This is a genomic window from Massilia sp. (assembly GCF_046293535.1).
Taxonomy (GTDB): Bacteria; Pseudomonadota; Gammaproteobacteria; order Burkholderiales; family Burkholderiaceae_D; genus Telluria.
Genome location: NZ_JBKBOV010000001.1, coordinates 217,386 through 241,170 on the forward strand (window position 1 = coordinate 217,386; position 23,785 = coordinate 241,170).

22 protein-coding genes and 1 riboswitch are annotated in these 23,785 nt (G+C 66.6%); of the genes, 6 read left to right on the forward strand and 16 right to left on the reverse strand.

Features of this window, described 5'->3' with window-relative positions:
• The first annotated feature begins 195 nt into the window (after positions 1 to 195).
• Positions 196 to 1,758 carry a S8 family serine peptidase gene (locus ACK4S9_RS01000; RefSeq protein ID WP_409720388.1) on the forward strand — a complete coding sequence of 521 codons (1,563 nt, stop codon included), beginning with the start codon at positions 196 to 198 and terminating at the stop codon, positions 1,756 to 1,758.
• Between the two features lie 47 nt (positions 1,759 to 1,805).
• Here ACK4S9_RS01000 and ACK4S9_RS01005 read toward each other — a convergent pair whose 3' ends face one another.
• Together ACK4S9_RS01005 and ACK4S9_RS01010 are read right to left on the reverse strand one after the other, a co-directional pair.
• Positions 1,806 to 2,327: a GNAT family N-acetyltransferase gene (locus tag ACK4S9_RS01005; protein ID WP_409720390.1), complete on the reverse strand. Its 522-nt coding sequence runs from the start codon at positions 2,325 to 2,327 to the stop codon at positions 1,806 to 1,808.
• Complete coding sequence (locus tag ACK4S9_RS01010) at positions 2,324 to 3,778, reverse strand: M28 family metallopeptidase (protein WP_409720392.1); 1,455 nt, start codon at positions 3,776 to 3,778, stop codon at positions 2,324 to 2,326. The genes ACK4S9_RS01005 and ACK4S9_RS01010 overlap by 4 nt, the downstream gene beginning before the upstream one ends.
• Positions 3,779 to 3,974: 196 nt before the next feature.
• Between ACK4S9_RS01010 and ACK4S9_RS01015 the strand changes: the two genes are divergently transcribed.
• Complete coding sequence (locus tag ACK4S9_RS01015; protein ID WP_409720394.1) at positions 3,975 to 5,210, forward strand: DUF2254 domain-containing protein; 1,236 nt, start codon at positions 3,975 to 3,977, stop codon at positions 5,208 to 5,210.
• Between the two features lie 81 nt (positions 5,211 to 5,291).
• Here ACK4S9_RS01015 and ACK4S9_RS01020 read toward each other — a convergent pair whose 3' ends face one another.
• The 6 genes from ACK4S9_RS01020 to thiC all read right to left on the reverse strand — a co-directional run bounded on the left by ACK4S9_RS01020 (position 5,292) and on the right by thiC (position 10,437).
• Positions 5,292 to 6,005: an ion channel gene (locus ACK4S9_RS01020; RefSeq protein WP_409720396.1), complete on the reverse strand. Its 714-nt coding sequence runs from the start codon at positions 6,003 to 6,005 to the stop codon at positions 5,292 to 5,294.
• Between the two features lie 39 nt (positions 6,006 to 6,044).
• Positions 6,045 to 6,659 carry a thiamine phosphate synthase gene (thiE, locus tag ACK4S9_RS01025; RefSeq protein WP_409720521.1) on the reverse strand — a complete coding sequence of 205 codons (615 nt, stop codon included), beginning with the start codon at positions 6,657 to 6,659 and terminating at the stop codon, positions 6,045 to 6,047.
• 26 nt (positions 6,660 to 6,685) lie between these two features.
• Positions 6,686 to 7,438, reverse strand: coding sequence for a hydroxymethylpyrimidine/phosphomethylpyrimidine kinase (locus ACK4S9_RS01030; RefSeq protein ID WP_409720398.1), 753 nt, complete (start codon positions 7,436 to 7,438; stop codon positions 6,686 to 6,688).
• Complete coding sequence (locus ACK4S9_RS01035) at positions 7,438 to 8,232, reverse strand: thiazole synthase (RefSeq protein WP_409720400.1); 795 nt, start codon at positions 8,230 to 8,232, stop codon at positions 7,438 to 7,440. Before ACK4S9_RS01035 ends, ACK4S9_RS01030 begins: the two co-directional genes overlap by 1 nt.
• 88 nt (positions 8,233 to 8,320) lie before the next feature.
• Complete coding sequence (gene thiS / locus ACK4S9_RS01040) at positions 8,321 to 8,524, reverse strand: sulfur carrier protein ThiS (protein ID WP_409720402.1); 204 nt, start codon at positions 8,522 to 8,524, stop codon at positions 8,321 to 8,323.
• A complete protein-coding gene (gene thiC / locus ACK4S9_RS01045; RefSeq protein WP_409720404.1) occupies positions 8,524 to 10,437 on the reverse strand; it encodes a phosphomethylpyrimidine synthase ThiC in 1,914 nt (637 codons plus the stop codon). Before thiC ends, thiS begins: the two co-directional genes overlap by 1 nt.
• Positions 10,438 to 10,505: 68 nt before the next feature.
• Positions 10,506 to 10,611: riboswitch (TPP riboswitch) on the reverse strand.
• 119 nt (positions 10,612 to 10,730) lie between these two features.
• Here thiC and ACK4S9_RS01050 point away from each other — a divergent pair.
• Complete coding sequence (locus ACK4S9_RS01050) at positions 10,731 to 13,529, forward strand: valine--tRNA ligase (protein ID WP_409720406.1); 2,799 nt, start codon at positions 10,731 to 10,733, stop codon at positions 13,527 to 13,529.
• Between the two features lie 101 nt (positions 13,530 to 13,630).
• On the opposite strand, the gene ACK4S9_RS01055 is transcribed toward ACK4S9_RS01050, so the two are convergent.
• Positions 13,631 to 14,590, reverse strand: a complete 960-nt coding sequence (locus tag ACK4S9_RS01055) for a hypothetical protein (protein ID WP_409720408.1) — start codon at positions 14,588 to 14,590, stop codon at positions 13,631 to 13,633.
• A gap of 189 nt (positions 14,591 to 14,779) precedes the next feature.
• On the opposite strand from ACK4S9_RS01055, the gene ACK4S9_RS01060 reads away from it, so the two are divergent.
• From ACK4S9_RS01060 to ACK4S9_RS01070, 3 genes are all read left to right on the forward strand, one after another.
• Positions 14,780 to 15,226 carry a DUF2147 domain-containing protein gene (locus ACK4S9_RS01060; RefSeq protein ID WP_409720410.1) on the forward strand — a complete coding sequence of 149 codons (447 nt, stop codon included), beginning with the start codon at positions 14,780 to 14,782 and terminating at the stop codon, positions 15,224 to 15,226.
• A gap of 53 nt (positions 15,227 to 15,279) precedes the next feature.
• Positions 15,280 to 15,621: an SMR family transporter gene (locus tag ACK4S9_RS01065; RefSeq protein ID WP_409720412.1), complete on the forward strand. Its 342-nt coding sequence runs from the start codon at positions 15,280 to 15,282 to the stop codon at positions 15,619 to 15,621.
• A 92-nt stretch (positions 15,622 to 15,713) separates the two neighbouring features.
• Entirely contained in the window at positions 15,714 to 16,136 is a 423-nt protein-coding gene (locus ACK4S9_RS01070) for a hypothetical protein (RefSeq protein WP_409720414.1), read from the forward strand.
• Between the two features lie 6 nt (positions 16,137 to 16,142).
• Here ACK4S9_RS01070 and ACK4S9_RS01075 read toward each other — a convergent pair whose 3' ends face one another.
• From ACK4S9_RS01075 to ruvC, 7 genes are all read right to left on the reverse strand, one after another.
• Positions 16,143 to 16,748, reverse strand: coding sequence for a response regulator transcription factor (locus ACK4S9_RS01075; RefSeq protein WP_409720416.1), 606 nt, complete (start codon positions 16,746 to 16,748; stop codon positions 16,143 to 16,145).
• Positions 16,745 to 17,863: a sensor histidine kinase gene (locus ACK4S9_RS01080; protein ID WP_409720418.1), complete on the reverse strand. Its 1,119-nt coding sequence runs from the start codon at positions 17,861 to 17,863 to the stop codon at positions 16,745 to 16,747. The genes ACK4S9_RS01075 and ACK4S9_RS01080 overlap by 4 nt, the downstream gene beginning before the upstream one ends.
• Positions 17,864 to 17,882: 19 nt before the next feature.
• A complete protein-coding gene (locus tag ACK4S9_RS01085) occupies positions 17,883 to 19,676 on the reverse strand; it encodes a CIA30 family protein (RefSeq protein WP_409720420.1) in 1,794 nt (597 codons plus the stop codon).
• A gap of 117 nt (positions 19,677 to 19,793) precedes the next feature.
• Positions 19,794 to 21,326 carry a right-handed parallel beta-helix repeat-containing protein gene (locus ACK4S9_RS01090; RefSeq protein ID WP_409720422.1) on the reverse strand — a complete coding sequence of 511 codons (1,533 nt, stop codon included), beginning with the start codon at positions 21,324 to 21,326 and terminating at the stop codon, positions 19,794 to 19,796.
• 189 nt (positions 21,327 to 21,515) lie between these two features.
• Positions 21,516 to 22,583 carry a Holliday junction branch migration DNA helicase RuvB gene (ruvB, locus tag ACK4S9_RS01095; RefSeq protein ID WP_281912894.1) on the reverse strand — a complete coding sequence of 356 codons (1,068 nt, stop codon included), beginning with the start codon at positions 22,581 to 22,583 and terminating at the stop codon, positions 21,516 to 21,518.
• Between the two features lie 6 nt (positions 22,584 to 22,589).
• Positions 22,590 to 23,168, reverse strand: coding sequence for a Holliday junction branch migration protein RuvA (ruvA, locus tag ACK4S9_RS01100; RefSeq protein ID WP_409720424.1), 579 nt, complete (start codon positions 23,166 to 23,168; stop codon positions 22,590 to 22,592).
• An 18-nt stretch (positions 23,169 to 23,186) separates the two neighbouring features.
• Entirely contained in the window at positions 23,187 to 23,723 is a 537-nt protein-coding gene (gene ruvC, locus ACK4S9_RS01105; protein WP_409720426.1) for a crossover junction endodeoxyribonuclease RuvC, read from the reverse strand.
• Positions 23,724 to 23,785 lie beyond the last annotated feature (62 nt).

A 23,785-nucleotide genomic window follows, 5' to 3' on the forward strand; every position in this document is an offset into this window, starting at 1 on the left:
CTGTACAGACGGCGTGTATGGACAATCGGTAGCGTGCTGTGCCTGATCAAGTGTTTCCTGCGCACAGTTGAATTCGGTATGCATATATACAAGTTTTTGAAATACACTATTTTTACCGCCCATGAGGTGGCACAAAAAGCGCACGAGGCCTACAGAGCCAAGGCGACATAACTTGTTTTCAAACGGAGAAGATTCATGGTAGACAAAAACACTCGCGCATCCTCCCTTCGCGTTTGCCTGGCAGCCCTGGTCGCTGCTGGCGTGCTCGGCAACGCACAGGCCGCGGCTCCCGACACCACCCGCGTCATCGTCGCCTTCAAGCCGGGCGCCGCCGCCAAGGTGAAGTCGGCAGTCGCCGCAGCCAAGGGTTCGGTCAAGCACGACATCTTCGGCATGAACGCCATGGCCATCGAGGTCCCGGCAGTCGCGCTGAAAGGACTGGAGAACAACCCCAACGTCGAATACATCGAAGAAGACGTGATCCGCAAGCCGTTCGCGCTCACCTCGCCGTCGACCGGCACTCCGTATGCGTCGGGCCAACTGGTACCGTACGGCATCAAGCAGGTGCAGGCCGACCTGCTGAGCGACGCGAATGCCGCCAACCGCAAGGTCTGCATCATCGATTCGGGCTACGACCGCAGCCACGAAGACCTGTCGGGCAATCCGGCTACCGGCGAATACGACGCCGGCACCGGCTGGTGGTACACCGACGAGAACAGCCACGGCACCCACGTGGCCGGCACCATCGCCGCCATCAACAACGCCGGCACCGGCGTGGTCGGCGTGGCCGCCAACAAGCAGCTCAAGCTGCACATCGTGAAGGTGTTCGGCGCCAGCGGCTGGGCCTATTCCTCGACCCTGGCCTCGGCCGCCAACAAGTGCGGCGCCGCCGGCGCCAACGTCATCAGCATGTCGCTGGGCGGCGGCCGCAAGAGCACCACCGAGCAGAAGGCCTTCGACAGCCTCTATTCGAAAGGTGTGCTGAGCCTGGCCGCGGCCGGCAACGACGGCAACACCGTGGTGTCCTACCCGGCCGGCTACTCGAGCGTGATCATGGTCGGCGCGGTCGACGAGAACAAGCAATGGGCGAGCTTCTCGCAATACAACAGCAGCGTCGAACTGGCCGGCCCGGGCGTGAGCGTCCTGTCGACCGTGCCGATGGGCACCGGCCAGGAAGCCGTCCTGAGCGTCGGCGGCACCGCCTACGCGCCGGGGGCGATGGAAGGCTCGCCGGTCAAGACCGCCACCGCACCGCTGGCCGACTTCGGCATCGGCGACAAGGTCAACACCGCCGTCTCCGGCAAGGTCTGCCTGATCCAGCGCGGCACCGTGGACTTCGCCACCAAGGTCTCGAACTGCCAGAACAGCGGCGGCGTCGGCGCCGTGGTGTACAACAACGCGGCGGGCGCCTTCGGCGGCACGCTGGGCACCACCGTGACCAACATCCCGTCGGTCACCGCGACCGATACCGATGGCGCCGCGATGAAGCTGCAGCTGGGCCAGAGCGCGACCGTCGGCATCAAGACCAGCAACTACGCCTACTTCGACGGCACCTCGATGGCGACCCCGCACGTGTCGGCCGTCGCCGCCCTGGTGTGGAGCTACTTCCCGACCTGCACTGCCGCGCAGATGCGCGCCTCGCTGACCAAGAGCGCGCTCGACCTGGGCACTGCCGGCCGCGACACCAAGTACGGCTTCGGCCTGGTGCAGGCCAAGGCCGCCCGCGACCGCATCGCTTCGCTGGGCTGCGGTAACTAAGCCCTGGCGCTGCAATGAAAATGGGACGCCTGCGGGCGTCCCATTTTTTATGCTGCGCCGTCCAGAAGCAGGCGCATTTCCTGTTCCATGTGCGGCGCGCCTTCGCGCATCGGGTAGGGTTCGCCGATCGCCTTGAAACCCGCGCGCTCGTACAACCCGAGCGCGCCCGCGTTCGCATTGTTCACGCCCAGGTGCACGACCCGGCTCCCGCGCCTTCTCGCCCATCCGAGCGCCTCATCCAGCATGGCCGCCGCCACGCCGCGACCGCGCGACTCCGGCGCCACCCACATCTGGAACAGGTTCACCCGGCCGGCGTCCTGGGCGTCCACCTTGGCCCACAGCAGGCCCACGAACGCGCCGCCCTGCTCCGCCACCAGCGCGCAGTCGATGCCGGAGACCGCGGATTTCGCCACCCGCGCCGCCCAGGTGTCGTCCGGCAACCCCTCTTCCCTGGCCAGCGTGCTGCCGAAGGCATCGGGCGCATCGGCCAGCGCGCGCAGGCGGATCGCGCGGTAGGCCTGCCATTCCTGCGGCCGCAGGCGCCGCACCAGGACTGCGCCCCCGCTCACTTGGCGGCCGGCTCGCCGGCAGTGAGCGCGCGTCCCTTGGCGGCGTAGTTGGCCGCCTTCGGCGCCGCCGTCCAGGTCGGGCGCTCGGTCGCATTGGCGATGTCGTACACGCCTTCGGTCAGCATGCGCGTGACGCGCGCCATGTTGTCGTAGTCGAGCTTGTCCCAGGTGTCGTCCTTGCCGTGGTAGTCCGAGAAGCCGTAGGCCACCGACAGGGTGTGCGCCGGCACGCCGGCGTCGGCCAGCGACTGGTTGTCGGCGCGCGAGAAGAAGGCGTCGCTGAAGGCCGCATGCTTCCACAGGCGGATGCCGGTGCGCTCGGCGGATTTCTTGAGCATGTCGCCGAGGGTCGAGAAATCGTAGCCGGTCATGGCGATCGAATTGAGCTGCCTGCCTTCGCTGTCGTCGGTGCGGCCGGTCTGCTCGAGGTTGATGTTCACCACCGTGTCCTTCAGCGGGAACACCGGGTGGCGCGCATAGTACTTCGAGCCCAGCATGCCGAGTTCCTCGCCGAAGAAGGTCATGAACACGATGCTGCGGCGCGGACGTTCCTTGCGCGCGGCCAGCACCTTGGCCGCTTCGATCAGCGATACCACGCCGCTGGCGTCGTCGTTGGCGCCGTTGTAGACCTCGCCGTCGCGAATGCCGACGTGGTCGTGGTGCGCCGTCATCAGGACGTAGGTGTTCTTCAGCACCGGATCGGAACCGCGCAGCACGCCGACCACGTTGCGCAGCTTGACCGGGCGGATGCTCGGGGCCGCGACCCGCGCGCTCACGCTTGCGCCGCCTTTCTCCAGCGCCGCCGCGGCATCGGCCGCATGCAGCACCAGCACAGGCACACCGTCCTTCGGGGGGGCTTGTTCCGGATCGATCAGCCAGCCGCCGGTGCCGGCGCCATGACGGCGCTCGCGGTCGATCATGACGACGAGCAGCGGCTTGCTCTTGAGTTTTTCCTGCAACTGGCGCGCGGCGCGCGGCACCGGCGCGGCCGGCACCACCAGCACCTTGCCGTTGGCGGCTTCGCTGTTCTCCAGCGCATCCTTCCAGCTCATGAACACCGCCGGCGCGTTCGCGAGCGTAACCGGGTCGAGGAAGTTGCCGGTCGCGCCGCCGCGCGGGACCGCGATGCTGCCGCCGCCGGCAAGCACGGTCAGGCTCACGTCGTCCGCCTTGCGCTCGGCGTACTGCCAGGTCGCGGTCTGGAAGTAGCCGTCGTCACCGGCCGGCTGCAGGCCGGCCTTGCGGAACTGGGCCGCGATGTAGTCGGTGGCGAGGTCCTGTCCGCGCGAGGGCGTGCCGCGGCCTTCCAGCTCGTCCGAGGAAAGGTATTGCACGTGGGTGCGTAGCGCTTCCGGCGAAATGGTGGCGGTGTTGGTGGAAATCTGGGCGCAGCCGGCTGCGGCGAACGCGAATACGAGAGCGGATACGAGCTTGGTCGTGTGAAGGCGCATGCAATGTGCTTTCATGGAAGTGGCAAGAAAAGCAATATCGCATGCTCGCCCGCATATGGTCAATCCGCAGGAGGCGCTTTCGATGCATATGTCTGGCAGCGTGTCCGGGAATATGTTCCCGAGCGAACCGACCGCGGGGCCAAATCCGTTTACGCTTTGTCCTGTCCTCTCCGATTGCCGACCTATGCGAGAACAGTTGCAATTCCTGTTGAACCGCCTGCGCGAGCGCTTGTGGGTCAAGCCGCTGATCGCCTGTGTCCTGTCGATTGCCGGCGTGCTGCTGGCGCATGTCGCCGACGCCATTCCGATCGATTGGAAGGTGCCTGAAATCGCGCAGGGGTCCATCGTCGACCTGCTCAAGATCATTGCCGCAAGCATGCTCGGGGTGGCCACCTTCGCGGTTGCCTCGATGGTGTCGGCCTACGCCTCGACCGGGCAATCGGCCACTGCGCGCGCCTTTCCATTGGTGGTGGCGGACGAAGTTTCCCAGAATGCGCTGTCGATGTTCGTCGGCGCCTTCATTTTCGCCATCGTGGCGCTCAGCGCGACGACCAACGACTATTTCGGCAAGGCCGGCCGCTTTACCCTGTTCGTGCTGACCTTGTCGGCCCTGGTCGTGGTCATCGTGGTCTTCGTGCGCTGGGTCGACAGTATCGCGCGGCTCGGCCGGCTGGGCGCCGTCATCGACAAGGTCGAGCAGGCCACCGCAACGGCCCTGGCAGAGCGCAAGCGCCGCCCTTGCCTGGGCGGCATCGCCGCTGCTGGTCCGCCCCGCGGCCTGGCCTTTCACGCCGACCAAAGCGGCTACCTGCAACGCATCCACATGAACGCCTTGCAGCGCTACGCCGCCAAATGCAAGCTGAACATCACGCTGGCCGTCCTTCCCGGCGCAATGATCGTTCCTTCGCGTCCGCTCGGCTATGTGCTGCCCGACGGGCCCGACAGCGGACCGATCGAGGCGGCGCGCCTGCGCGAAGCCTTCATCATCGGCCCCCTGCGCCAGTTCGACGACGACCCGCGTTTCGGCCTGGTCGTGCTGTCCGAGATCGCCTGCCGCGCCTTGTCCCCCGGCATCAATGATCCGGGCACGGCCATCGGTATCCTGGGTTCGCTGCACCGGCTGTTTGCCGAGTGGGACCGAGCTGCCGAGCCGGCCGATCCCGAGTACGACCGGGTCGCCGCACCTGTGCTCCCCGTCGACGACATGTTCGAGGATGCCTTCCCGGCCATCGCACGCGACGGCGCGGGTCTCGTCGAGGTAGCGGTGCGCCTGCAGCGCGTGCTGGGCGAACTTGGTCGTTGCGGCAGTGCGCACATGCGTGCCGCGGCCCTGCATCAAGCCGCCCTCGCCATGGCCCGGTCCGAGCGCGCACTGGATTTCCCGCCGGACCTCACGCGACTACGGCGGCGGCATGCCGACTACTGGCATTGAAATCCAGCAGGCAGGGCCAGCCAGCGTCTTCGCCGTCGCTATCGACACCGGCCGCGGAGCAGCTGAGGAGAAAGCAGGGAGCTAGTCCTCGTCCCAGGGTTCGCGCTGTGAATCCTGACCGCGCCGGCTGATCCTGCCCTGGGTAGTGAAGCCGATCAGGCGCGCCACCACGGCCGCGAGGTACATCAGGCCGACCAGCATCTCGACGCTGCACAGGGCGCGCGCATGGACGGTAAGCGGAATCACGTCGCCGATGCCGGTGCTCGACAGCAGCGCGAAGCTCAGGTAATTCAGTTCGCTCCAGGAACGCGGCCCGTCGCCGTTGACGGCAGCGGCAAAGGTGCCTGGCTGCAGCTCCTGCACCATGAGGAAGAGGTGCGTGAACGCCCAGGCCAGCAGCGTGAAGGTGGCGGCCGCGGCGAACAGTTCGTCGGTGGTCGCCCGGCGGTCTTCCATCATGTAGGCGATCAGGCTGCCGGCGGCATAGAAGTAGAACAACGCTTCCAGCGCCGAGGACCAGGGCAGCAACGTGCTGCGCAGGTCGTAGAAGGTCTGCAGCGCCAGCAGGATCACGATCGGCACCGCCAGTGCCACGCTGATCCGCGTCTCGCCCGGGGTGCGCCGCACCATGCGGATCGTCAGCGACAGCACGATGATGCCGAACACGTTGAAGGCCGTGTGCCCGGCCGGCTCCTTCTCGATGAAGGGATACAGCAGCATGCCGAGCAACTGCACCAGCAGCAGGACGGCCGACGGGTGGCGGCGGGTATGGATGAGCAGGCGCAGCGCTCGCATGGTCGGGGCGACGTGAGTGGCAACGCTGCTATTGTAAGTTCAGGCCTGCCGGAACAGCGCGCAGAAATCGCGTACCGCCGCCGCCGGGTCGGCCGCCCCGTACACGCTCGTGATCGCCGCCACCATCGACGCGCCGCGCCGCACCAGCGGCGCCGCGTTCGACGGGGTCATGCCGCCGATCACCACCATCGGCAGGGACACGCGGTCACGCCAGACCTCGACCAGTTCGGGCGGGGTGACGAAGCTGTATTTCTTGACCGGCGAAGGGTAGAAGCCGCCGAAGGCCACGTAACTGGCGCCGGCCTGCCCGGCCGCCTCGGCCAGCTTCAGCTCGCCGTAGCAGGAGGCGCCGACGATCTTGCCCGGTCCCAGCAGGGCGCGCGCCTGCGCCACCGACACATCCGTGCCGCCGACGTGCACGCCGTCGGCGTCGAGCTCGCGGCACAGGTCGACGTGATCGTTGATCACCAGCGGCCGGCCATGGCTGCGGCACAGCGCCAGCAAGGCCGCGCCCTGCTCTTCGCGCAGGGCGGGGCTGGCGTTCTTGTGGCGGTACTGCACCAGGGAAGCGCCGGCGCTCAAGGCGATGTCGGTGACCGCGAGCAGGCGTTCGGTGTCGTCCCAGTCCGGGGTGACGAGGTAGAGTCCCCGCATGAAATGCTTGTCCAAGGGTCATCCTTTCAATGGTTTCGGTGGGCTTGCAGGATGCGGCGCGGGATGCGCTGTCCGGGCGCGATCCGGAAGGCCTGCGCCAGCGTTTGGTGGCAGTAATCCTGGGCACGCCCGAGCGCCTGCGCCATCGGGTCGCCCAGGGCCAGGCGCGCCGCGATGGCGGCGGCCAGCGTGCAGCCGCTGCCGTGGTAAGCGTGCGGCAGGCGCGGCAGGCGCCAGGCGCGCTGCTCCACGCCGCCGCGCAGCCAGCGGTTGACGACCATGTCGCCTTCCCCATGGCCGCCGGTGAGCAGCACGTGCTCGCACGGGACCGCGCCCAGCGCCGCCGCCTCCGGCAGGTTCGGCACCAGCACGGTGGCCAGCGGCAGCAGCTCGGCTAAGAGGGCGACGGCATCGCCCTTGCCGAGCGCGTCGCCGTGGCCGCTGGCCAGCACCGGGTCGAGCACGACCGGCAGGCCGGGGTCGGCCGCGCGCAGCCGGCGCAGCAGCCGCGCGATGGCGGCCGCGTTCTCGCGGCTGCCGGGTATGCCGATCTTGACCGCGTCGATGCCGCAGCAATCGATCAGCACCCCGGCCTGGCGCAGGATCAGGCCGGCGTCGACCGGCTGCACCTCGTGCACGCGGTTGTTGTCCTGGACGGTCAGGGCCGTCGCCACCGGCAGCGCGTGGCCGCCGAGTGCGCCGATGGCGGCGATGTCCGCCGCCAGCCCTGCCCCGCCTCCGGGATCGAGCCCGGCAAAGACCAGCACCGTGGGCACCATCAGGTGGCCATGCCCTGCAGCGGCGACGAAGGCGAAGCCGCGAAGCGCTTCGGCATGCGCCCGGCCAGATGCGCTTCGCGCCCGGCGATCACGGCGTGGCGCATGGCGCGCGCCATGCGCACCGGGTCGCCGGCTGCCGCGATCGCGGTGTTCATGAGCACGCCGTCGCAGCCGAGCTCCATCGCGATGGCCGCATCCGAGGCCGTGCCGACACCGGCATCGACCAGCACCGGCACGGTGGCCTGCTCGATGATGAGCGCCAGGTTCCACGGGTTCAGGATGCCCATGCCCGAGCCGATGAGCGAGGCCAGCGGCATCACGGCCACGCAGCCGATCTCCTGCAGGAGTCTGGCCTGCACCGGGTCGTCGCTGCAGTAGACCATCACGTCGAAGCCGTCGCGCACCAGGACTTCCGCGGCCTTGAGCGTTTCTGGCATCTGCGGGAACAGGGTCTTCTCGTCGCCCAGCACCTCCAGCTTGACGAGCTTGCGCCCGCCCAGCAGTTCGCGCGCCATCTGCAGCGTGTAGACCGCGTCCTTGGCCGTGTAGCAGCCGGCGGTGTTGGGCAGGATCGTGAATTCGTCGAGGGGCAGCACGTCGAGCAGGCTGGGCGCGTTCGGGTCCTGACCGATGTTCACGCGGCGGATCGCCACCGTGACGATCTCGGCGCCGGATGCCAGCGTGGCCTCGCGCGTCTGCGCCAGGTCGCGGTACTTGCCGCTGCCGACCAGCAGGCGCGAGTTGTACTGGCGGCCGGCGATGGTCAGGAAGTCGTTTTCTACGAATGTGTTCATTTCGTCTCCAGTAGGGTGGGCGGGTCTCCCGCCCACGCGGTCAACCGGCCCAAATCAAAACGTCGTGTCAATTCATGCGGGATGTGAATCAACCGCCGCCGATGGCGCGCACGATGTCCACTTTGTCGCGGGCCTGCAGCCGTCGCTGCGGCCACTGCTGGCGCGGCACCACTTCGCGGTTGACCGCGACCGCCACCGCCTGCTCCGCCAGGCCCAGCTGGCCGGCCAGGTCCAGCAGCGACACGCCGGCCGGCACCTGGTAGGGGGCGCCGTTCAGTTCGACTTCAAGCATCACACCTCCCGGTACAGTTTCGCGCCCCCGCGCACGAACTCGATCGCCTTTTCCTCCATGCCCTTGGCGAGCGCGGCGTCTTCTTCCACCCCGCTGGCCGCCGCATACGCACGCACTTCCTGCGTGATCTTCATCGAGCAGAAGTGCGGCCCGCACATCGAGCAGAAGTGCGCCACCTTGCTGGATTCCTTGGGCAGGGTCTCGTCGTGGAAGGCGCGCGCCTTGTCGGGGTCGAGGCCGAGGTTGAACTGGTCTTCCCAGCGGAATTCGAAGCGCGCTTTCGACAAGGCGTTGTCGCGCAGCTGGGCGCCGGGGTGGCCCTTGGCCAGGTCGGCCGCGTGGGCCGCGATCTTGTAGGTGATGATGCCGTCCTTGACGTCCTGTTTATCCGGCAGGCCGAGGTGCTCCTTGGGCGTGACGTAGCACAGCATGGCGGTGCCGTACCAGCCGATGGTGGCGGCGCCGATGCCGGAGGTGATGTGGTCGTAGCCGGGCGCGATGTCGGTGGTCAGCGGCCCCAGGGTGTAGAACGGCGCCTCGCTGCACTGTTCCAGCTGCAGGTCCATGTTCTCCTTGATCAGGTGCAGCGGCACATGGCCGGGGCCCTCGATCATGGTCTGCACGTCGTGCTTCCACGCGATCTGGGTGAGTTCCCCCAGGGTCTTCAGTTCGGCCAGCTGGGCCTCGTCGTTGGCATCGTAGATCGAGCCGGGACGCAGGCCGTCGCCCAGGCTGAAGGACACGTCGTAGGCCTTCATGATGGCGCAGATCTCTTCGAAATGCGTGTAGAGGAAGGATTCCTTGTGATGCGCCAGGCACCATTTGGCCATGATCGAGCCGCCGCGCGAGACGATCCCGGTCAGGCGCTTGGCCGTCATCGGTACATAGGCCAGGCGCACGCCGGCGTGGATGGTGAAGTAGTCGACGCCCTGCTCGGCCTGCTCGATGAGCGTGTCGCGATAGATCTCCCAGGTGAGTTCCTCGGCCTTGCCGCCGACCTTTTCCAGCGCCTGGTAGATCGGCACCGTCCCGATCGGCACGGGCGAGTTGCGGATGATCCACTCGCGTGTTTCGTGGATGTGCTTGCCGGTCGAGAGGTCCATCACGTTGTCGGCGCCCCAGCGGATCGCCCAGGTCATCTTTTCCACTTCCTCGCCGATCGAGGAGGTCACGGCCGAGTTGCCGATGTTGGCGTTGATCTTCACCAGGAAGTTACGGCCGATGATCATCGGTTCGATCTCGGGGTGGTTGATGTTGGCCGGGATGATGGCGCGGCCGCGGGCCACCTCGTCGCGCACGAACTCGGGCGTGATCTCTTGCGGAATGCTGGCGCCGAAGGACTGGCCCGGATGCTGGCGCGACAGCAGGCTGGCCACCCGTGCGCCCATGGGGCCGGAATCGACCAGCGAAGCGATGTATTCCTTGCGGCGCAGGTTTTCGCGCAGGGCGACGAACTCCATCTCTGGCGTCACGATCCCCTGGCGCGCGTAGTGCATCTGGGTGACGTTGCGCCCCGCTTTCGCGCGGCGCGGGGTGCGCTGCAGCTCGAAGCGCAGGGCCGTCAATGCCGGGTCCAGCAGGCGCGCCTTGCCGTATTCGGAGCTGGGGCCGGCCAGCTCCTCGGTATCGCCGCGTTCGAGGATCCATGGCAGGCGCGGCGTGTCCAGGCCGCGGCGCACGTCGATGCGGGCGGCGGGGTCGGTGTACGGTCCCGAGGTATCGTAGACGAACAGCGGCGGATTGGTCTCGCCGCCGAAACTGTCGGGTGTCGGGGATTGCGAGATGGCGCGCATCGGCACGCGGATGTCGGGCCGGCTGCCTTCGATGTAGACCTTGCGCGAGTTGGGGAAGGGTGCGATGGCCGCCTGGTCGACCGTGGCGGTCGCGGCGTCGAATTTGAGTGGTGCGTTCATGTGGCTCCTTTGCGGAGCCAGCAAAGGAGTATGCCAGGACCGGCCTGGCAGGCGCGTGCGCGCCCTGGCCGATGTGCTGACTGCTTCCCTTCGCTGGCATTATCCAGATCAGGTTCGGAGGGTATTTCTCACCCGCGTGTCGCATTTGCGACAGCAGGACCCCTAGCGTGTGCCGCCTACCAGGTTCCCGGAGGCAGCGGGCCGGATTATAGCGCCATCTACTCTATAATGGTTCTTTTCGCTAACGCTTTATGCGTTTTTTAACGCATTCAACACTCATATCTCACCACATCATGGAACTTGCCAAGTCTTTCGAGCCCGCAGACATTGAACAATACTGGCGCACCGAGTGGGAACAGCGCGGTTACTTCGCCGCCACCATGGAAGACGGCAAGCCGTCGTTCAGCATCCAGCTGCCGCCGCCGAACGTCACGGGCACCCTGCACATGGGCCATGCCTTCAACCAGACCGTCATGGACGGCCTGACCCGCTACTACCGCATGCGCGGCTATAACACCGCCTGGATCCCGGGCACCGACCACGCCGGCATCGCCACCCAGATCGTGGTGGAACGCCAGCTCGACGCCCAGAAGATCTCGCGCCACGACCTCGGCCGCGAAGCCTTCGTCGAAAAGGTCTGGGAGTGGAAGGAAAAGTCGGGCAACACCATCACTGGCCAGATGCGCCGCATGGGCACCTCGCCCGACTGGCAGCGCGAATATTTCACCATGGACGAGACCCGCTCGAAGACGGTGGCGGAAGTCTTCGTGCGCCTGTACGAACAGGGCCTGATCTACCGCGGCAAGCGCCTGGTCAACTGGGACCCGGTGCTGGGCACGGCGGTCTCGGACCTGGAAGTCGATTCGCAGGAAGAAGACGGCTCGATGTGGTACATCAAGTACCCGCTCGCCGACGGCTCGGGCCACCTGACGGTCGCCACCACCCGTCCGGAAACCCTGCTGGGCGACGTCGCCGTGGCGGTGGACCCGACCGACGAGCGTTATACCCACCTGCACGGCAAGCTGCTGAATCTGCCCCTCACCGGCCGCCAGATCCCGGTGATCGCGGACAGCTACGTGGACAAGGAATTCGGCACCGGCTGCGTCAAGATCACCCCGGCCCACGACTTCAACGACTACGCGGTCGGCCAGCGCGCCAACCTCGCGCCGATCAACATCTTCACGCTCGACGCGAAGATCAACGAGAACGGCCCGAGCCAGTACCAGGGCCTGGACCGCTTCGCCGCGCGCAAGCAGATCGTCGCCGACCTGGAAGCGCAAGGCCTGCTGGAGCAGGTCAAGCCGCACAAATTGATGGTGCCGCGCGGCGACCGCACCGGCGTCGTCATCGAGCCGATGCTGACCGACCAGTGGTTCGTCGCCATGAGTAAACCAGCGCCGGAAGGCACCTTCAACCCGGGCAAGTCGATCACCGACGTGGCGCTGGAAAAGGTCGCCAACGGCGAGATCAAGTTCGTGCCCGAGAACTGGACCACCACCTACAACCAGTGGCTGGGCAACATCCAGGACTGGTGCATCTCGCGCCAGCTGTGGTGGGGCCACCGCATCCCGGCCTGGTACGGCGAGAACGGCGAGATCGTGGTCGCCCGCAGCGAGGAAGAAGCGAAAGCCAAGGCCGCGGCACAGGGCGTCACCGGTGAATTGCGCCGCGACGACGACGTGCTCGACACCTGGTTCTCCTCGGCCCTGGTGCCCTTCTCGACCATGGGCTGGCCGGAAGAAACCGCGGACATGAAGCACTTCCTGCCCTCGTCCGTGCTGGTCACCGGCTTCGACATCATCTTCTTCTGGGTCGCCCGCATGGTGATGATGACGACCCACTTCACCGGCAAGGTGCCGTTCGAGACCGTGTACGTGCACGGCCTGGTGCGCGACAGCCAGGGCCAGAAGATGTCCAAGTCGAAGGGCAACACGCTCGACCCGATCGACCTGATCGACGGCATCGACGTCGAGTCGCTCGTGGCCAAGCGCACCACCGGCCTGATGGACCCGCGCGCCGCCGAGAAAATCGCGAAAGCCACCCGCAAGGAATTCCCTGAAGGGATCCCGGCCTTCGGCACCGACGCCGTGCGCTTCACCATGGCGAGCTACGCTTCGCTGGGCCGCAACATCAACTTCGACCTCGGCCGCTGCGAGGGCTACCGCAACTTCTGCAACAAGCTGTGGAACGCCACCCGCTTCGTGATGATGAACACGGAAGGCAAGGACTGCGGCCAGCCGAATCCGGAAGACCTGTCGCAGGCCGACCGCTGGATCATCTCGCTGCTGAACCGCGTCGAGCTCGACATCGCCAAGGGCTTCGCCGACTACCGCTTCGACAACATCGCCAGCAGCATCTACAACTTCGTCTGGTACGAATACTGCGACTGGTACCTGGAACTGGCCAAGGTCTCGGTCCAGCAGGGCACCGAAGCGCAGCAGCGCGCCACCCGCCACACCCTGCTGCGCGTGCTGGAAGTGGTGCTGCGCCTGGCGCACCCGATCATCCCCTTCGTCACCGAAGCGCTGTGGCAGGCGATCGCGCCGCTGGCCGGCAAGCTAGGGGACAGCATCATGACCCAGCCGTATCCGCTGGCCGACACCTCCTTCGTCAGCGAAGAGGCGGAGTCCTGGATGGAACAGCTCAAGGCGCTGATCGACGCCACCCGCAACCTGCGCGGCGAGATGTCGCTGTCGCCGTCGGTGCGCGTGCCGCTGTTCGTCGAGCCGGGCAACGAGGAAGACCGCGCGCGCATGGCCGTCTTCGCCCCGTACATCCAGGCGCTGGGCAAGCTGGCGGAAGTGCAGATCGTCGACGCGCTGCCGGAATCGCCGGCCGCCGTGTCGATCGTCGGTACCACCAAGCTGATGCTGAAGGTCGAGATCGACGTCGCCGCCGAGCGCGAGCGCCTCTCCAAGGAGATCGCGCGCCTGCAGGGCGAGATCGCCAAGGCCAGCGGCAAGCTGTCCAACGAGAGCTTCGTCGCCCGCGCCCCGGCCGCGGTAGTGGAGCAGGAAAAGGAACGCGTGGCGAACTTCTCGGCCACGCTGGCCAAGATGCAGGAACAGCTGGCGAAGCTGCCGGCGGCGTAAGCCTCCGGCGCTCGACGGAAACGCGGCCTCGGCCGCGTTTTTTTATCCTGCATCGGCAGGATGGGCGACGCGAGGCGCCGGCATCCAGCCCGGGCGTTTCCTCACTTGCGGGCTGCGGCCTGCTTGCTGCGCAGGTGTTCGACCGCCGCCACCACCACCGGGCGCACCTCCTCGCACGGCAGCTTGGTCAGCTGTTGCAGGTCCATCTTCTTCGCTGCTTCCTCGGCCACCAGGACGCCAAGGTAGTAGCCGCGCCGTGCCGGCATGCCGGTCTTGTCGCCTGCGCCCAGGAACAGGCCGCTGTAGTCGTCCCTGTTGGTGCTGTCCAGCTTGGCATACAGGTCTTCCACCGCGCGCTCCATCTGCCTGCGCGTGCCCTCCACCATCTCCGGCGGCAGCATGCCCTCGACGGTCCACCCCGGGTTCAGCTGCAGCGCAATATACGTTGCCAGCCCCTCCTGCCAGAGCGAGGTCCAGATCGGCCACTGCTTGCACTCGAGCGGCTGGTAGTCGTGGACGAGCTCATGGTGGAAGAATAAAACATTGGCATCCTTGCCCCCGTCCTCCGACATCCTGTCGGCGCCGAAGATGAATGTCGTTTTGCCGTTCAGGGTCCGTTTGCCTCCGTCCATCTCGCCCAGCGAATGGACGAACCAGACGTCGTTCTGTGCCGCGTAATCCGGGAACACCTTGCGGAAGCTGGCAATGTAGCCGGTCATGTCGCGCTCGAAATTCGCCACCGTCTTCAAGTAGGTCGGGCGCAGCGCCGGGAACGCCGCCCGGGCCGCCACGATGTCGGCGTCACGCTGCGCCTCGGTCTTCTTGCCCCGGTAGCGCTCCACGCCGTAGAAGGCCGGAAACCTGGCCCCGACGCTGGCCTTGAAATCGCGAACGAAATCCTCGTCCGGCTTGCCCATGTTGCGGTCCCACACCTCGGCGAAGGCGCCGGCCAGGTTGTGGATCTTCATGACTGGCGGCGGCGTCCTGGTTTGCTCCGCGGCGAGGGCGGCGCCGGATAACATGAGCGGGAAAATGGCCGGCAGGAGGAAACGGATCTTCACGGTATGCGCTCCTTGATCGGGAAACGGGCATTGTATAGGGCGCAACAAGAGCAAAAAGTCACGAAAAATATCGGAAACCCGGGGGGCGGCCAGCGTGGCAATTGGAGGACATCCTCGGATTCCGCTATCCCCTTGGCAGAAAGTGTTTGCTACACTCTGCCGTACCAATAACAATTCTGGAGACAGCAAATGCGACAACTGATGAAGGCAGGCCTGATTGCCATGATGTTCGCAATGCCGGCGGCATGGGCGCAAAACGCCTCGCCCGCGGGTACGTGGAAAACGATCGACGACGAAACCGGCAAACCGAAGTCCCTGGTACGCATCACCGAAGAGAACGGCGTCCTGACCGGCAAGATCGAGAAGCTGTTCCGCCCGGCCGACCAGGACCAGAACCCGAAATGCACCGCCTGCGAAGGCGCGCGCAAGGACCAGCCGATCATCGGCATGACCATCCTGTCCGGCCTCAAGAAAGACGGCAACGAGTACACCGGCGGCGAGATCCTCGATCCGTCCAAGGGCAAGACCTACAAGAGCAAGGCGGCCCTGAAGGACAACGGCAGCAAGCTGGAAGTGCGCGGCTACATCGGCGCGCCGATGTTCGGCCGTTCGCAGACCTGGGTCCGCGAGCAGTAATGCGGAACGGCGGGCGGCGCCGGGCCGGCCCGCCCGCCCTGTATGATGGGCGCATGACCCAGTCCCAAGCCTATCTCTACCTTGCCTTCGCCATCGTCACGGAGGTGATCGGCACCACCGCGCTCAAGGCTTCCGACAGCTTCACCCGGCCGCTCCCCAGCCTCATCACGGTGGTCTGCTATGCCCTCTCCTTCTACCTGTTGACCTTCAGCCTGCGCGTGCTGCCTACGGGAATCGCCTATGCGATCTGGTCGGCGGTCGGCATCGTGCTGATCTCCCTGATCAGCTGGTTCGTCTACGGCCAGCGCCTCGACCTGCCCGCCATTGCCGGACTCGGGCTGATCATCGCGGGCGTCGCGGTGATCAACCTGTTCTCGAAAAGCGTGAATCATTAGGCTTTCATTCGCGCGCCGCAACAATTGTAATTTGGATATCTTCTCGTATTGCTGAGTTGTCAGCACAACGAATCGAATACGAGGATAGTCGAATGATCTTCTTGCGTCTTGCCTGCCTGATGGCCGGCATCCTGGTGCTGGTGGCGCCCCCGGTCGTGCTGTTCCCGAAAGCCGCCTCCGCGCCTGGACTGACCGCTTCCGCCGCCCTGTTGGCAGCCATGCTGCTGGCGGCGTCGGGCTTTTTCTTCATCGGCATGGCCGGCCACCGCATCAAGCGCTCGCCCGCGCTCGGCCGGCTGTCCGCCGCGGCGCTGCTGCTCACCTTCGTGGCAGGCGGCGCGATCCTGTGGGGCAGCGCCGAACCCACCGCCCTGTGGCTGAGCGGGGCGCTGCTCGGCTTCACGCTGATCGTGGCGCTCGCGCTGGCCCTCCCGATGCTGCAGGAACCGAGCGCAAGCCGCGTGCGCGCCCGCGAAGGCCGCCAATCGCGCCCGCCGGTGGCGCACCACTTCTGACGAAGACTACAGCCAGCCGGCGTCGCGCGCCATGCGGTAGGCCTCGACCCGGTTGGCGGCGCCCAGCTTGCTGATCGCCTCGGACAGGTAGTTGCGCACCGTCCCTTCCGACAGGTGCACCTGGCGTGCGATGTCGGCGCTGGCGCGCCCTTCCCCGGCAAGGCGCAGCACCTGGCGTTCGCGCTCGGTGAGTGGATCCGCGCCGCCGCTCCAGCTTTCCAGCGCCAGTTCGGGCGCGATCGCGCGCCCGCCGCCATGCACCGCGCGGATCGCCGCCGCCAGGGAATCCACCGACGCATCCTTCAACAGGTAGCCGCGCACCCCGGCCTCCAGGGCGCGGCGCAGGTAGCCGCTGCGCCCGAAGGTGGTCACCACGATCAGTTTCGGCGTCATGCGGCGCTCCTTCAGTTCGGCCGCCAGTTCCAGCCCGGTCATCAGGGGCATCTCGATGTCGGTCAGGACGATGTCGGGCTGGAGCCGCTCGCACATGGCGAGGGCTTCCCGGCCATTGCCGGCGGCGCCGACGACCTCGAAGTCGGGTTCCAGCCGCAGCAGCGCGGCCATCGCGCCGAGGACCAGGGCCTGGTCCTCGGCCAGCAGGATGCGGATCATGAGGACACTCCGGCAGGGACACGCAGTTCGAGATGCAGGCCCGGGCCGGCCCCGGCGCGCAGCGCCAGCCTGCCGCCCAGCGACTGGACGCGCTCGCGCATGCCGCACAAGCCGTTGCCGTGCCGGATGTCGGCCTCGCTGCGCGCCTTGCCGTCGTCCAGGATGCGCAGCACCGCCACGCCCTGTTCCAGGCCCAGCGACACGCTGCAGCGGCGCGCGCCGGCATGGCGCACCACGTTGGTGACGGCCTCGCGCAGCGCCAGCGACAGCACGTTCTCGGCGGCCGGGGCCAGCGCGAAGCGCTCCACCTGTTCTTCCAGCTGGACGTCGGCCGCGGCCAGGCTGGCGCGTGCGCTCGCCAGCGCGTGCGCCAGGCCCTTCTCGCGGTAGCCGGTCACCGCGGCGCGCACCTCGGCCAGGGCCTGGCGCGCGCTGGTTTCGATGTCGCCCACTTCGCGCGCGCAGGCGTCGATATCGCGGTGCGCCAGCTTGCGCGCCAGTTCGGCCTTCAGCGCGATCAGCGAGAGCGAATGCCCGAGCAGGTCGTGCAGGTCGCGCGAGATGCGTTCGCGCTCGGCGATGGTGGCCAGGTGTTCGACCTCTTCCTGCTTGCGCAGCAGCTCCTGGCGCGAGCGGCGCAGGCGCGCATCCATGAAGGCGCCCATGCCCACTGGCACCCCGGCGGTCAGGAGCGGCATCAGGAAGATGAAGCGCAACTGGCCCGGCGTGACCAGCAGCGAGGCGAGCAGGCCGCAGCCGATCACGGCGCCGATGGCCAGCATGGCATGCCTGAACTGCGTGATCCGGGCAGCCATAGAGCAAGCGAAGATGAAGAAGGTGGCGGCGCCGACGTTCCAGCGCACCCAGGCGGCGCCGATCAGGCAGCCTGCCAGCATGCAGGCCGCCACCTGCCAGCCGCGCGCCCAGTAGCTGGCGAAGTACAGCGGCAGGAACAGCATCACGGTCAAGGCCAGCAAGGCCAGCTCGAGCGGGGTGGGTGTGACGTAGAAATACTTCCAGCCCAGGTAGCCGAGGCTCAGCAGCCAGAAGTACGGCATCTTGCCCAGCTCCGGCGGGGTCCAGGGACCGGCCAGCACTTGCCTGATCTTGTTCATGTCGTGAAAGTGGTGACGATTAATGTTCCAGCAGGCGCACGTCGGCGATCTCGAAGCGGTAGTCGCCCGGCTGCGGGCCGGCGTTGAATTCTAACATGGTGACGGCCGCCGGATCGATGCCCTTGAGCTCGCTGAAAGGCAGCGTGACTTCCTTCCATTCCGGTCCTGCCGTGAAGCTTTTCGCGCCTGGGATCTGGACGCCCTGCGACATGGCGATCACCTGGTAGGTCCCGCCGTCGCCTCTCGCCTTGAAGCGCAAGGATTTGACGCCGCTCAAGTCCACCGATTGCATCGGCTGGCTGCCCGGCATGAAGGCCACGCCGGCCCAGGCGAAGGGCAGGCCCGGCTCGACCTTCGCCTCGATCGCGAGCGGCACCTGGCCGTCCGGCAGGGCCGGCTGCACGGCCAGCTTCACGCTCGATTTGCCGCCGGCGAAGCTGTCGGTCGAGGGCCCCCAGCCCATGCCGAAGGGACTGGCCAGGCGCTTCTCGCTGAACAGGCTGATGCGGCCGTCCGCCGGCAGCGCCAGGCGCTTGCCTTCGGCCTGGCGCGCCTGCGCCACCTTGCGGCGCTGCTCCTCGACCAGCCCCTTGGCGCTCTCGCCGTCCTTCCAGACTTCGACGATCCGCCGGGTCGCCCGGATATCGGCCGCCGGGTTGCCCTCGACCAGCAGCAGGTCGGCCTTGTAGGCCTTGGCGATGCGGCCGCGCTGGCCCAGCCGGAAGGCCTTGGCCGGCGCGCTGGTGGCGGCGGCCAGTGCCTGCACGGGAGTCAGTCCGGCTTCGACCAGCGCCGCCAGCTCGCGGTGCATGCTGATGCCGTACTGGGTGCCCGGATTGCCTGCATCGGTGCCGGCCAGCACCGGCACCCCGGCCCTGGCCAGCGCCGCGGTCACCGCCTTCGGGGCGGCCAGCAGGGCCGGCCGCGCCTTGCTGCCGTAGCGCGCCTTGAGCGGGGCCTGCGCATCCTTGTCGAGCAAGGCGGCGAAATCGGGATTGGCGAGCAGGTCGTCGCCGCGATGGGCCGCCATGCTCTCCAGCACCGCGAAGGTCGGGATCACGAAGGCGCCCCGGCTGGCCGCCAGCCGCGCCAGCCCGTCGGCATCGCCCGACTCGCCCGGGAACAGGTGCACCAGACCGTCGGCGCCGGCTTCCAGGACGGCGCGTGCGTCCGCCTCGTTCCCGATGTGGACGACCGCCAGCTTGCCGCGCCGGTGCGCCGCGTCGATCACGGCCTTGGCGGTCGCCATGTCGAGCGGCTTGAAGCCATGGCCGCCCTCGACGACGATCTTGATGAAGTCCGAGCCTTCGGCGATGCGCGCGTCGACAAAAGCCTGGGCTTGTTCCGGCCCGGTGATGGTCGGGATGGCGACGCCGAACTGGGTGCCATGTCCGTTCGGACCGGTGACCAGGGTGCCGGCCGAGAACAGGTCGGCGTGGCGCTGGTTGCCTCCTTGCGCCATCTCCTGCTTCGCCTTTTTCATCATGCCGACCTCGGTGAACATGTCGACCTGGGTCGTCACGCCGAACAGCAGCGGCAGTTCGTGGAAACGGAAGGCGTGGGTGTGGGCGTCGATCAGGCCCGGCATCAGCGTGCGCCCCGCTCCGTCGACCACGCGCGCCCCGCTTGGGGCCGGGCCGCGGAAATCGGCGTCGACGATGACACCCTGGTCGAACAGGACCGAACGGCGCTCGTGCACGCGCTCGCCGTCGAAGACGCGCACGTCCTGGACCAGGGTGGGGGCGGCGTTGGCGGACATTGCCAGCATCAGGGCGGCAGCGGCGGACAGGACTTTCAGGGCGGTGGACTTCATGGCTTCCTCGCATGGGTGGGTGTGAAGCCAGTATGCGAAAACGGCGATGGCGCCGGTAGAAGCAGGCGCCATCGCTTTATCATGACATTTGTCATGCGCCACCGGGACCAGGCCCGGTCAGCCCCTGCCGACCACCGTGACGTTCGCATCCGTACCGTCGGTGTACACCCGCATGCTGGTTTTTCCCAGGAAGGTGTTCCTGGCAACGACAGTAGGGCTGCCGTAAATGTAGGCCAGGGCGATATGTGCCTGGAATGGGCTGGGAGTTTTTCCTCCATTGCGCCGGTTCAGGACGGAAAAGCTGCAGTTCGAATCCAGCCAGTTGGCCTGGATCGTGTGGCCGCCCGTGTCCGGCCACCTGGCCCGGTCGCCGCCGCCGTACATCTGAATGCCGTTGCCTTCGTTGTTCGAGACGATGTTTCCGTAGATCGAACACTTGCTGGCCCCGTCGTCCACCCCGATGCCGACGCCCTCCGAACCGTTGTCCAGTGGACCGCCATAGTTATAGTTGAACCTGCAGGTGTTGTAGCGGATCGTATGCCCGGATACCGCATCCTGGCCGACCTTCGACGACAATTCGATACCTCGCCCGTAATAGGTGCTGGTCAAGGTCCCGCCATTGGCGTTGCAGATGTTGCGCTCGATGAGGTAAGCCTTGGCGAGGCCGCTGATATGAATGCCGAAATTCATATTGTTGCTGCAGTTGTTATTGCCCACGTAACTGCGATCGCCACCGTTGATGAAGATGCCGGTGAGCATACCGGTCACGGTATTCCTGTCGACTGTGGCAGCCTGGGCCTGGACAAGATAGATACCGATCGCGCGACGGTTCGCGTTATAGGCGACACCTGGTGGCGGAGAAACGCGGTTCCCGCGAAGCACCAGGCGGTTCAGGAAACTGGCACCGTTGTAGGTCTCGCAGCGAATGCCGTAGGAAGCCGCCGAGCCGCCGCCACGGTGCCGGACAGTATTGCTGAGCAGGCGGATATCATCCATGTTGGTAGTTCCGGCTGCCAGGATGCCCTGGTTGCCGTAGTCTGGACCGTTGCTGATGACGTCCAGCACGCAATTGGACACGGTCACGCGATTTTTTTCGTAGATCACCACGCCGGCACTGTTCGAGGTCAGGTTGTTGTTCTCGAAGACGCAGTCATTGCCAAGCCAAATGATCGCCACGTCGCTTCCGTCCGGCATGGCGGTATTCCGGATGTCCAGATGACGGTAGGTCACGAAATCACGCTCCTGCCGGTAGGCGGCGATCGATGCGCCGCCGGCAGGCGTGGCCGGCGCCCCCGGCAGGACGATCACCGGCTTCGGCCGCGCGTTGTCGTCGCTGCCATCGGACCGGTAATAGGCGCCGATGGTGATGCGCTGCTGTGCCGTGCCGCTTGCGGACAGCTGAAAGAGGCCCGAATACGTCGTACCGCGCTTTTGCAGGTAGGTATGGCCGGGTGTCCAGGTCACACTGGCCCACGAGCGGTAAGGATTGGCGAGCGTTCCATCGCCCGGACCGGCGACGCTCGGATCGATGTAATGCACATTCGCGTTGAGTCCGGATTGGGCCTGTGCACGCTTCGGGAGCGTGCTCCCCACGCATGCGAAGACACCCATGCTGGAAGCAATCCGAAGGAAGGTTCTTCTCTTGCTCATCACGGCTCCTTGCATCAGGATTCGACAGGCAAGGCGCCGATCGTGTCGGCCACGAGCAGCGCGCATGCGCCCGGGCCGTTCCTATAGCGTCGTGCCCGCCAGACGATGCTACGCCTGGCGGTCGCAAGAGCACAACGACTTATTGTTAAATATCTTTCTGTCGAGTGGTGACAATGCCACTGACACGCCTCAGGCGGGCGGCAGGTTGTCCCACAGGTCGCCCGTGGGACTGATACGCGGCGCCGTGACGCCGAAGTGCTGGTAGGCCAGCGGCGTGGCGATACGCCCGCGCGGGGTGCGCTGCAGGTAGCCCTGCTGGATCAGGTACGGTTCGAGCACGTCCTCGATGGTGTCGGCCGCCTCGCCGATCGCCGCCGCCAGGTTGCCGATGCCCACCGGGCCGCCGGCGAACTTGAACAGCACCGCTTCCAGGAGTTTGCGGTCCATGACGTCGAAGCCGACGGTGTCGACGTCGAGCATCTTGAGGGCGCGGTCGGCCATCTCGACGGTGATCTCGCCGGTGCCCTTCACTTCCGCGTAGTCGCGCACGCGGCGCAGCAGGCGGTTGGCGATACGCGGCGTGCCGCGCGCGCGCTTGGCCACCTCGCGCGCGCCCGCTTCGTTGATCGGGGCCTCGAGCAGCGCGGCGCTGCGGGCGACGATCTTGGTCAGTTCGTCGACGTTGTAGAACTCCAGGCGCGCCACGATGCCGAAACGGTCGCGCAGCGGATTGGTCAGCATGCCGGCGCGGGTGGTGGCGCCGACCAGGGTGAAGGGCTGCAGGTCGAGCTTCACGGAACGCGCGGCCGGGCCCTCGCCGATCATGATGTCGATCTGGTAGTCCTCCAGCGCCGGGTACAGGATCTCCTCGACCACCGGCGACAGGCGGTGGATCTCGTCGATGAAGAGCACGTCGTTCGGCTCGAGGTTGGTGAGCAGCGCCGCCAGGTCGCCCGGGCGCTCCAGCACCGGGCCGGAAGTCTGGCGCAGGTTCACGCCCATCTCGCGCGCGATGATGTGGGCCAGCGTGGTTTTACCCAGGCCCGGCGGGCCGAACAGCAGCGTGTGGTCGAGCGCTTCGCGGCGCTTGCGCGCGGCGGAAATGAAGATTTCGAGCTGGTCGCGGATCTTGGCCTGGCCGACGTACTCGTCGAGCTGCTTGGGACGCAAGGCGCGTTCGATCGCCTCCTCGTTGGGCGAAGCCGGCGCCGCGTCGATCACGCGCTGCTCGGTGAAATTGTCGGTCTGGATGCTCATGCCTTCTTACGCCTTAGAGAGTGCCTTCAGGGCGAACTTGATGCCGTCGGAGACGCTCGAACCGGCTGGCATGTTCTTGATGGCCAGGAGCGCTTCCTTGTCAGAATACCCCAAAGCGATCAGCGCATTGAGCACGTCGGCCTGGGCATCGTCGCGCACCGCGCCGCCCACCACGCCGATGTCGGCGCCCAGCTTGCCCTTCAGTTCCAGCAGCAGGCGCTCGGCGGTCTTCTTGCCGATGCCGGGAATCTTCACCAGGCGCCCGGTTTCCTGCAGGGTGACGGCCTGCGACAGGTCGGCCACCGACATGCCCGACAGGATCGCCAGCGCCATGCGCGCGCCGATGCCGGTGATCTTGATCAACTGGCGGAACAAGGCGCGTTCGGACGCGCTGCCGAAGCCGAACAGCAGGTGCGCATCTTCGCGCACGACCAGGTGGGTGAACAGCACCACCTTTTCGCCGGTGTGCGGCAGGTTGTAGAAGGTGCTCATCGGCACGTCGACTTCATAGCCGACGCCGTTGCAATCCACCAGCACGTGCGGCGGCGCTTTTTCGAGCAGGATTCCGGAGAGGCGACCGATCATGTTGTTGTCCTATTGTTCTTAGACGAGGCGGCTGCGTTTCATGCGCAGCGCGGGAGTCGTCGGCGACAGCGCGCCGACCAGCGACAGCGTGTCGATGCTGTGGGCGTGGCAGATCGCCACCCCAAGGGCGTCGGCGGCGTCGGTGCCCGGCAGTCCGGGGAGCTTGAGCAGGCGCGACACCATGTCCTGCACCTGGGCCTTGGCGGCCTTGCCGGTGCCCACCACGGCCTGCTTGACCTGCACCGCCGTGTATTCGGCGACGTCGAGGTCGGCCCCGACCAGGGCCGTGATGGCGGCGCCGCGCGCCTGGCCCAGCAGCAGCGTCGATTGCGGGTTCACGTTCACGAAGACTTTTTCGATGGCCGCGCAGGTGGGCTGGTAAGCGGAGACGATTTCGCCCACGCCGTTCAGGATCACTTTGAGGCGCGGCGGCAGCGCCCCCTCGGTGCCGGTCTTGATGGTGCCGGACGCGATGTAGCGCAGCTTTGTGCCGTGTTTTTCGATGACGCCGAAGCCCGTCGTGCGCAGGCCCGGGTCGATGCCGAGAATAATCATTGTGGAATGATATACGGCTGCGGGGTGTTCGTGGGAAAAATACTGTGCAAAAACACAGTGGA

What these genes read in the sequence shown, in the direction of transcription:
- ACK4S9_RS01065 (WP_409720412.1), top strand. Translation starts at nt 15,280, where the DNA reads ATGACCCAGTCCCAAGCCTATCTCTACCTTGCCTTCGCCATCGTCACG.
- ACK4S9_RS01090 (WP_409720422.1), bottom strand. Translation starts at nt 21,326, where the DNA reads ATGAGCAAGAGAAGAACCTTCCTTCGGATTGCTTCCAGCATGGGTGTC.
- ACK4S9_RS01000 (WP_409720388.1), top strand. Translation starts at nt 196, where the DNA reads ATGGTAGACAAAAACACTCGCGCATCCTCCCTTCGCGTTTGCCTGGCA.
- ACK4S9_RS01050 (WP_409720406.1), top strand. Translation starts at nt 10,731, where the DNA reads ATGGAACTTGCCAAGTCTTTCGAGCCCGCAGACATTGAACAATACTGG.
- thiE (WP_409720521.1), bottom strand. Translation starts at nt 6,659, where the DNA reads ATGCGGGGACTCTACCTCGTCACCCCGGACTGGGACGACACCGAACGC.
- ACK4S9_RS01010 (WP_409720392.1), bottom strand. Translation starts at nt 3,778, where the DNA reads ATGCGCCTTCACACGACCAAGCTCGTATCCGCTCTCGTATTCGCGTTC.
- ACK4S9_RS01080 (WP_409720418.1), bottom strand. Translation starts at nt 17,863, where the DNA reads ATGAACAAGATCAGGCAAGTGCTGGCCGGTCCCTGGACCCCGCCGGAG.
- ruvA (WP_409720424.1), bottom strand. Translation starts at nt 23,168, where the DNA reads ATGATCGGTCGCCTCTCCGGAATCCTGCTCGAAAAAGCGCCGCCGCAC.
- ACK4S9_RS01070 (WP_409720414.1), top strand. Translation starts at nt 15,714, where the DNA reads ATGATCTTCTTGCGTCTTGCCTGCCTGATGGCCGGCATCCTGGTGCTG.
- ACK4S9_RS01075 (WP_409720416.1), bottom strand. Translation starts at nt 16,748, where the DNA reads ATGATCCGCATCCTGCTGGCCGAGGACCAGGCCCTGGTCCTCGGCGCG.
- ACK4S9_RS01035 (WP_409720400.1), bottom strand. Translation starts at nt 8,232, where the DNA reads ATGAACACATTCGTAGAAAACGACTTCCTGACCATCGCCGGCCGCCAG.
- thiS (WP_409720402.1), bottom strand. Translation starts at nt 8,524, where the DNA reads ATGCTTGAAGTCGAACTGAACGGCGCCCCCTACCAGGTGCCGGCCGGC.
- ACK4S9_RS01085 (WP_409720420.1), bottom strand. Translation starts at nt 19,676, where the DNA reads ATGAAGTCCACCGCCCTGAAAGTCCTGTCCGCCGCTGCCGCCCTGATG.
- thiC (WP_409720404.1), bottom strand. Translation starts at nt 10,437, where the DNA reads ATGAACGCACCACTCAAATTCGACGCCGCGACCGCCACGGTCGACCAG.
- ACK4S9_RS01060 (WP_409720410.1), top strand. Translation starts at nt 14,780, where the DNA reads ATGCGACAACTGATGAAGGCAGGCCTGATTGCCATGATGTTCGCAATG.
- ACK4S9_RS01030 (WP_409720398.1), bottom strand. Translation starts at nt 7,438, where the DNA reads ATGGTGCCCACGGTGCTGGTCTTTGCCGGGCTCGATCCCGGAGGCGGG.
- ruvB (WP_281912894.1), bottom strand. Translation starts at nt 22,583, where the DNA reads ATGAGCATCCAGACCGACAATTTCACCGAGCAGCGCGTGATCGACGCG.
- ACK4S9_RS01020 (WP_409720396.1), bottom strand. Translation starts at nt 6,005, where the DNA reads ATGCGAGCGCTGCGCCTGCTCATCCATACCCGCCGCCACCCGTCGGCC.
- ruvC (WP_409720426.1), bottom strand. Translation starts at nt 23,723, where the DNA reads ATGATTATTCTCGGCATCGACCCGGGCCTGCGCACGACGGGCTTCGGC.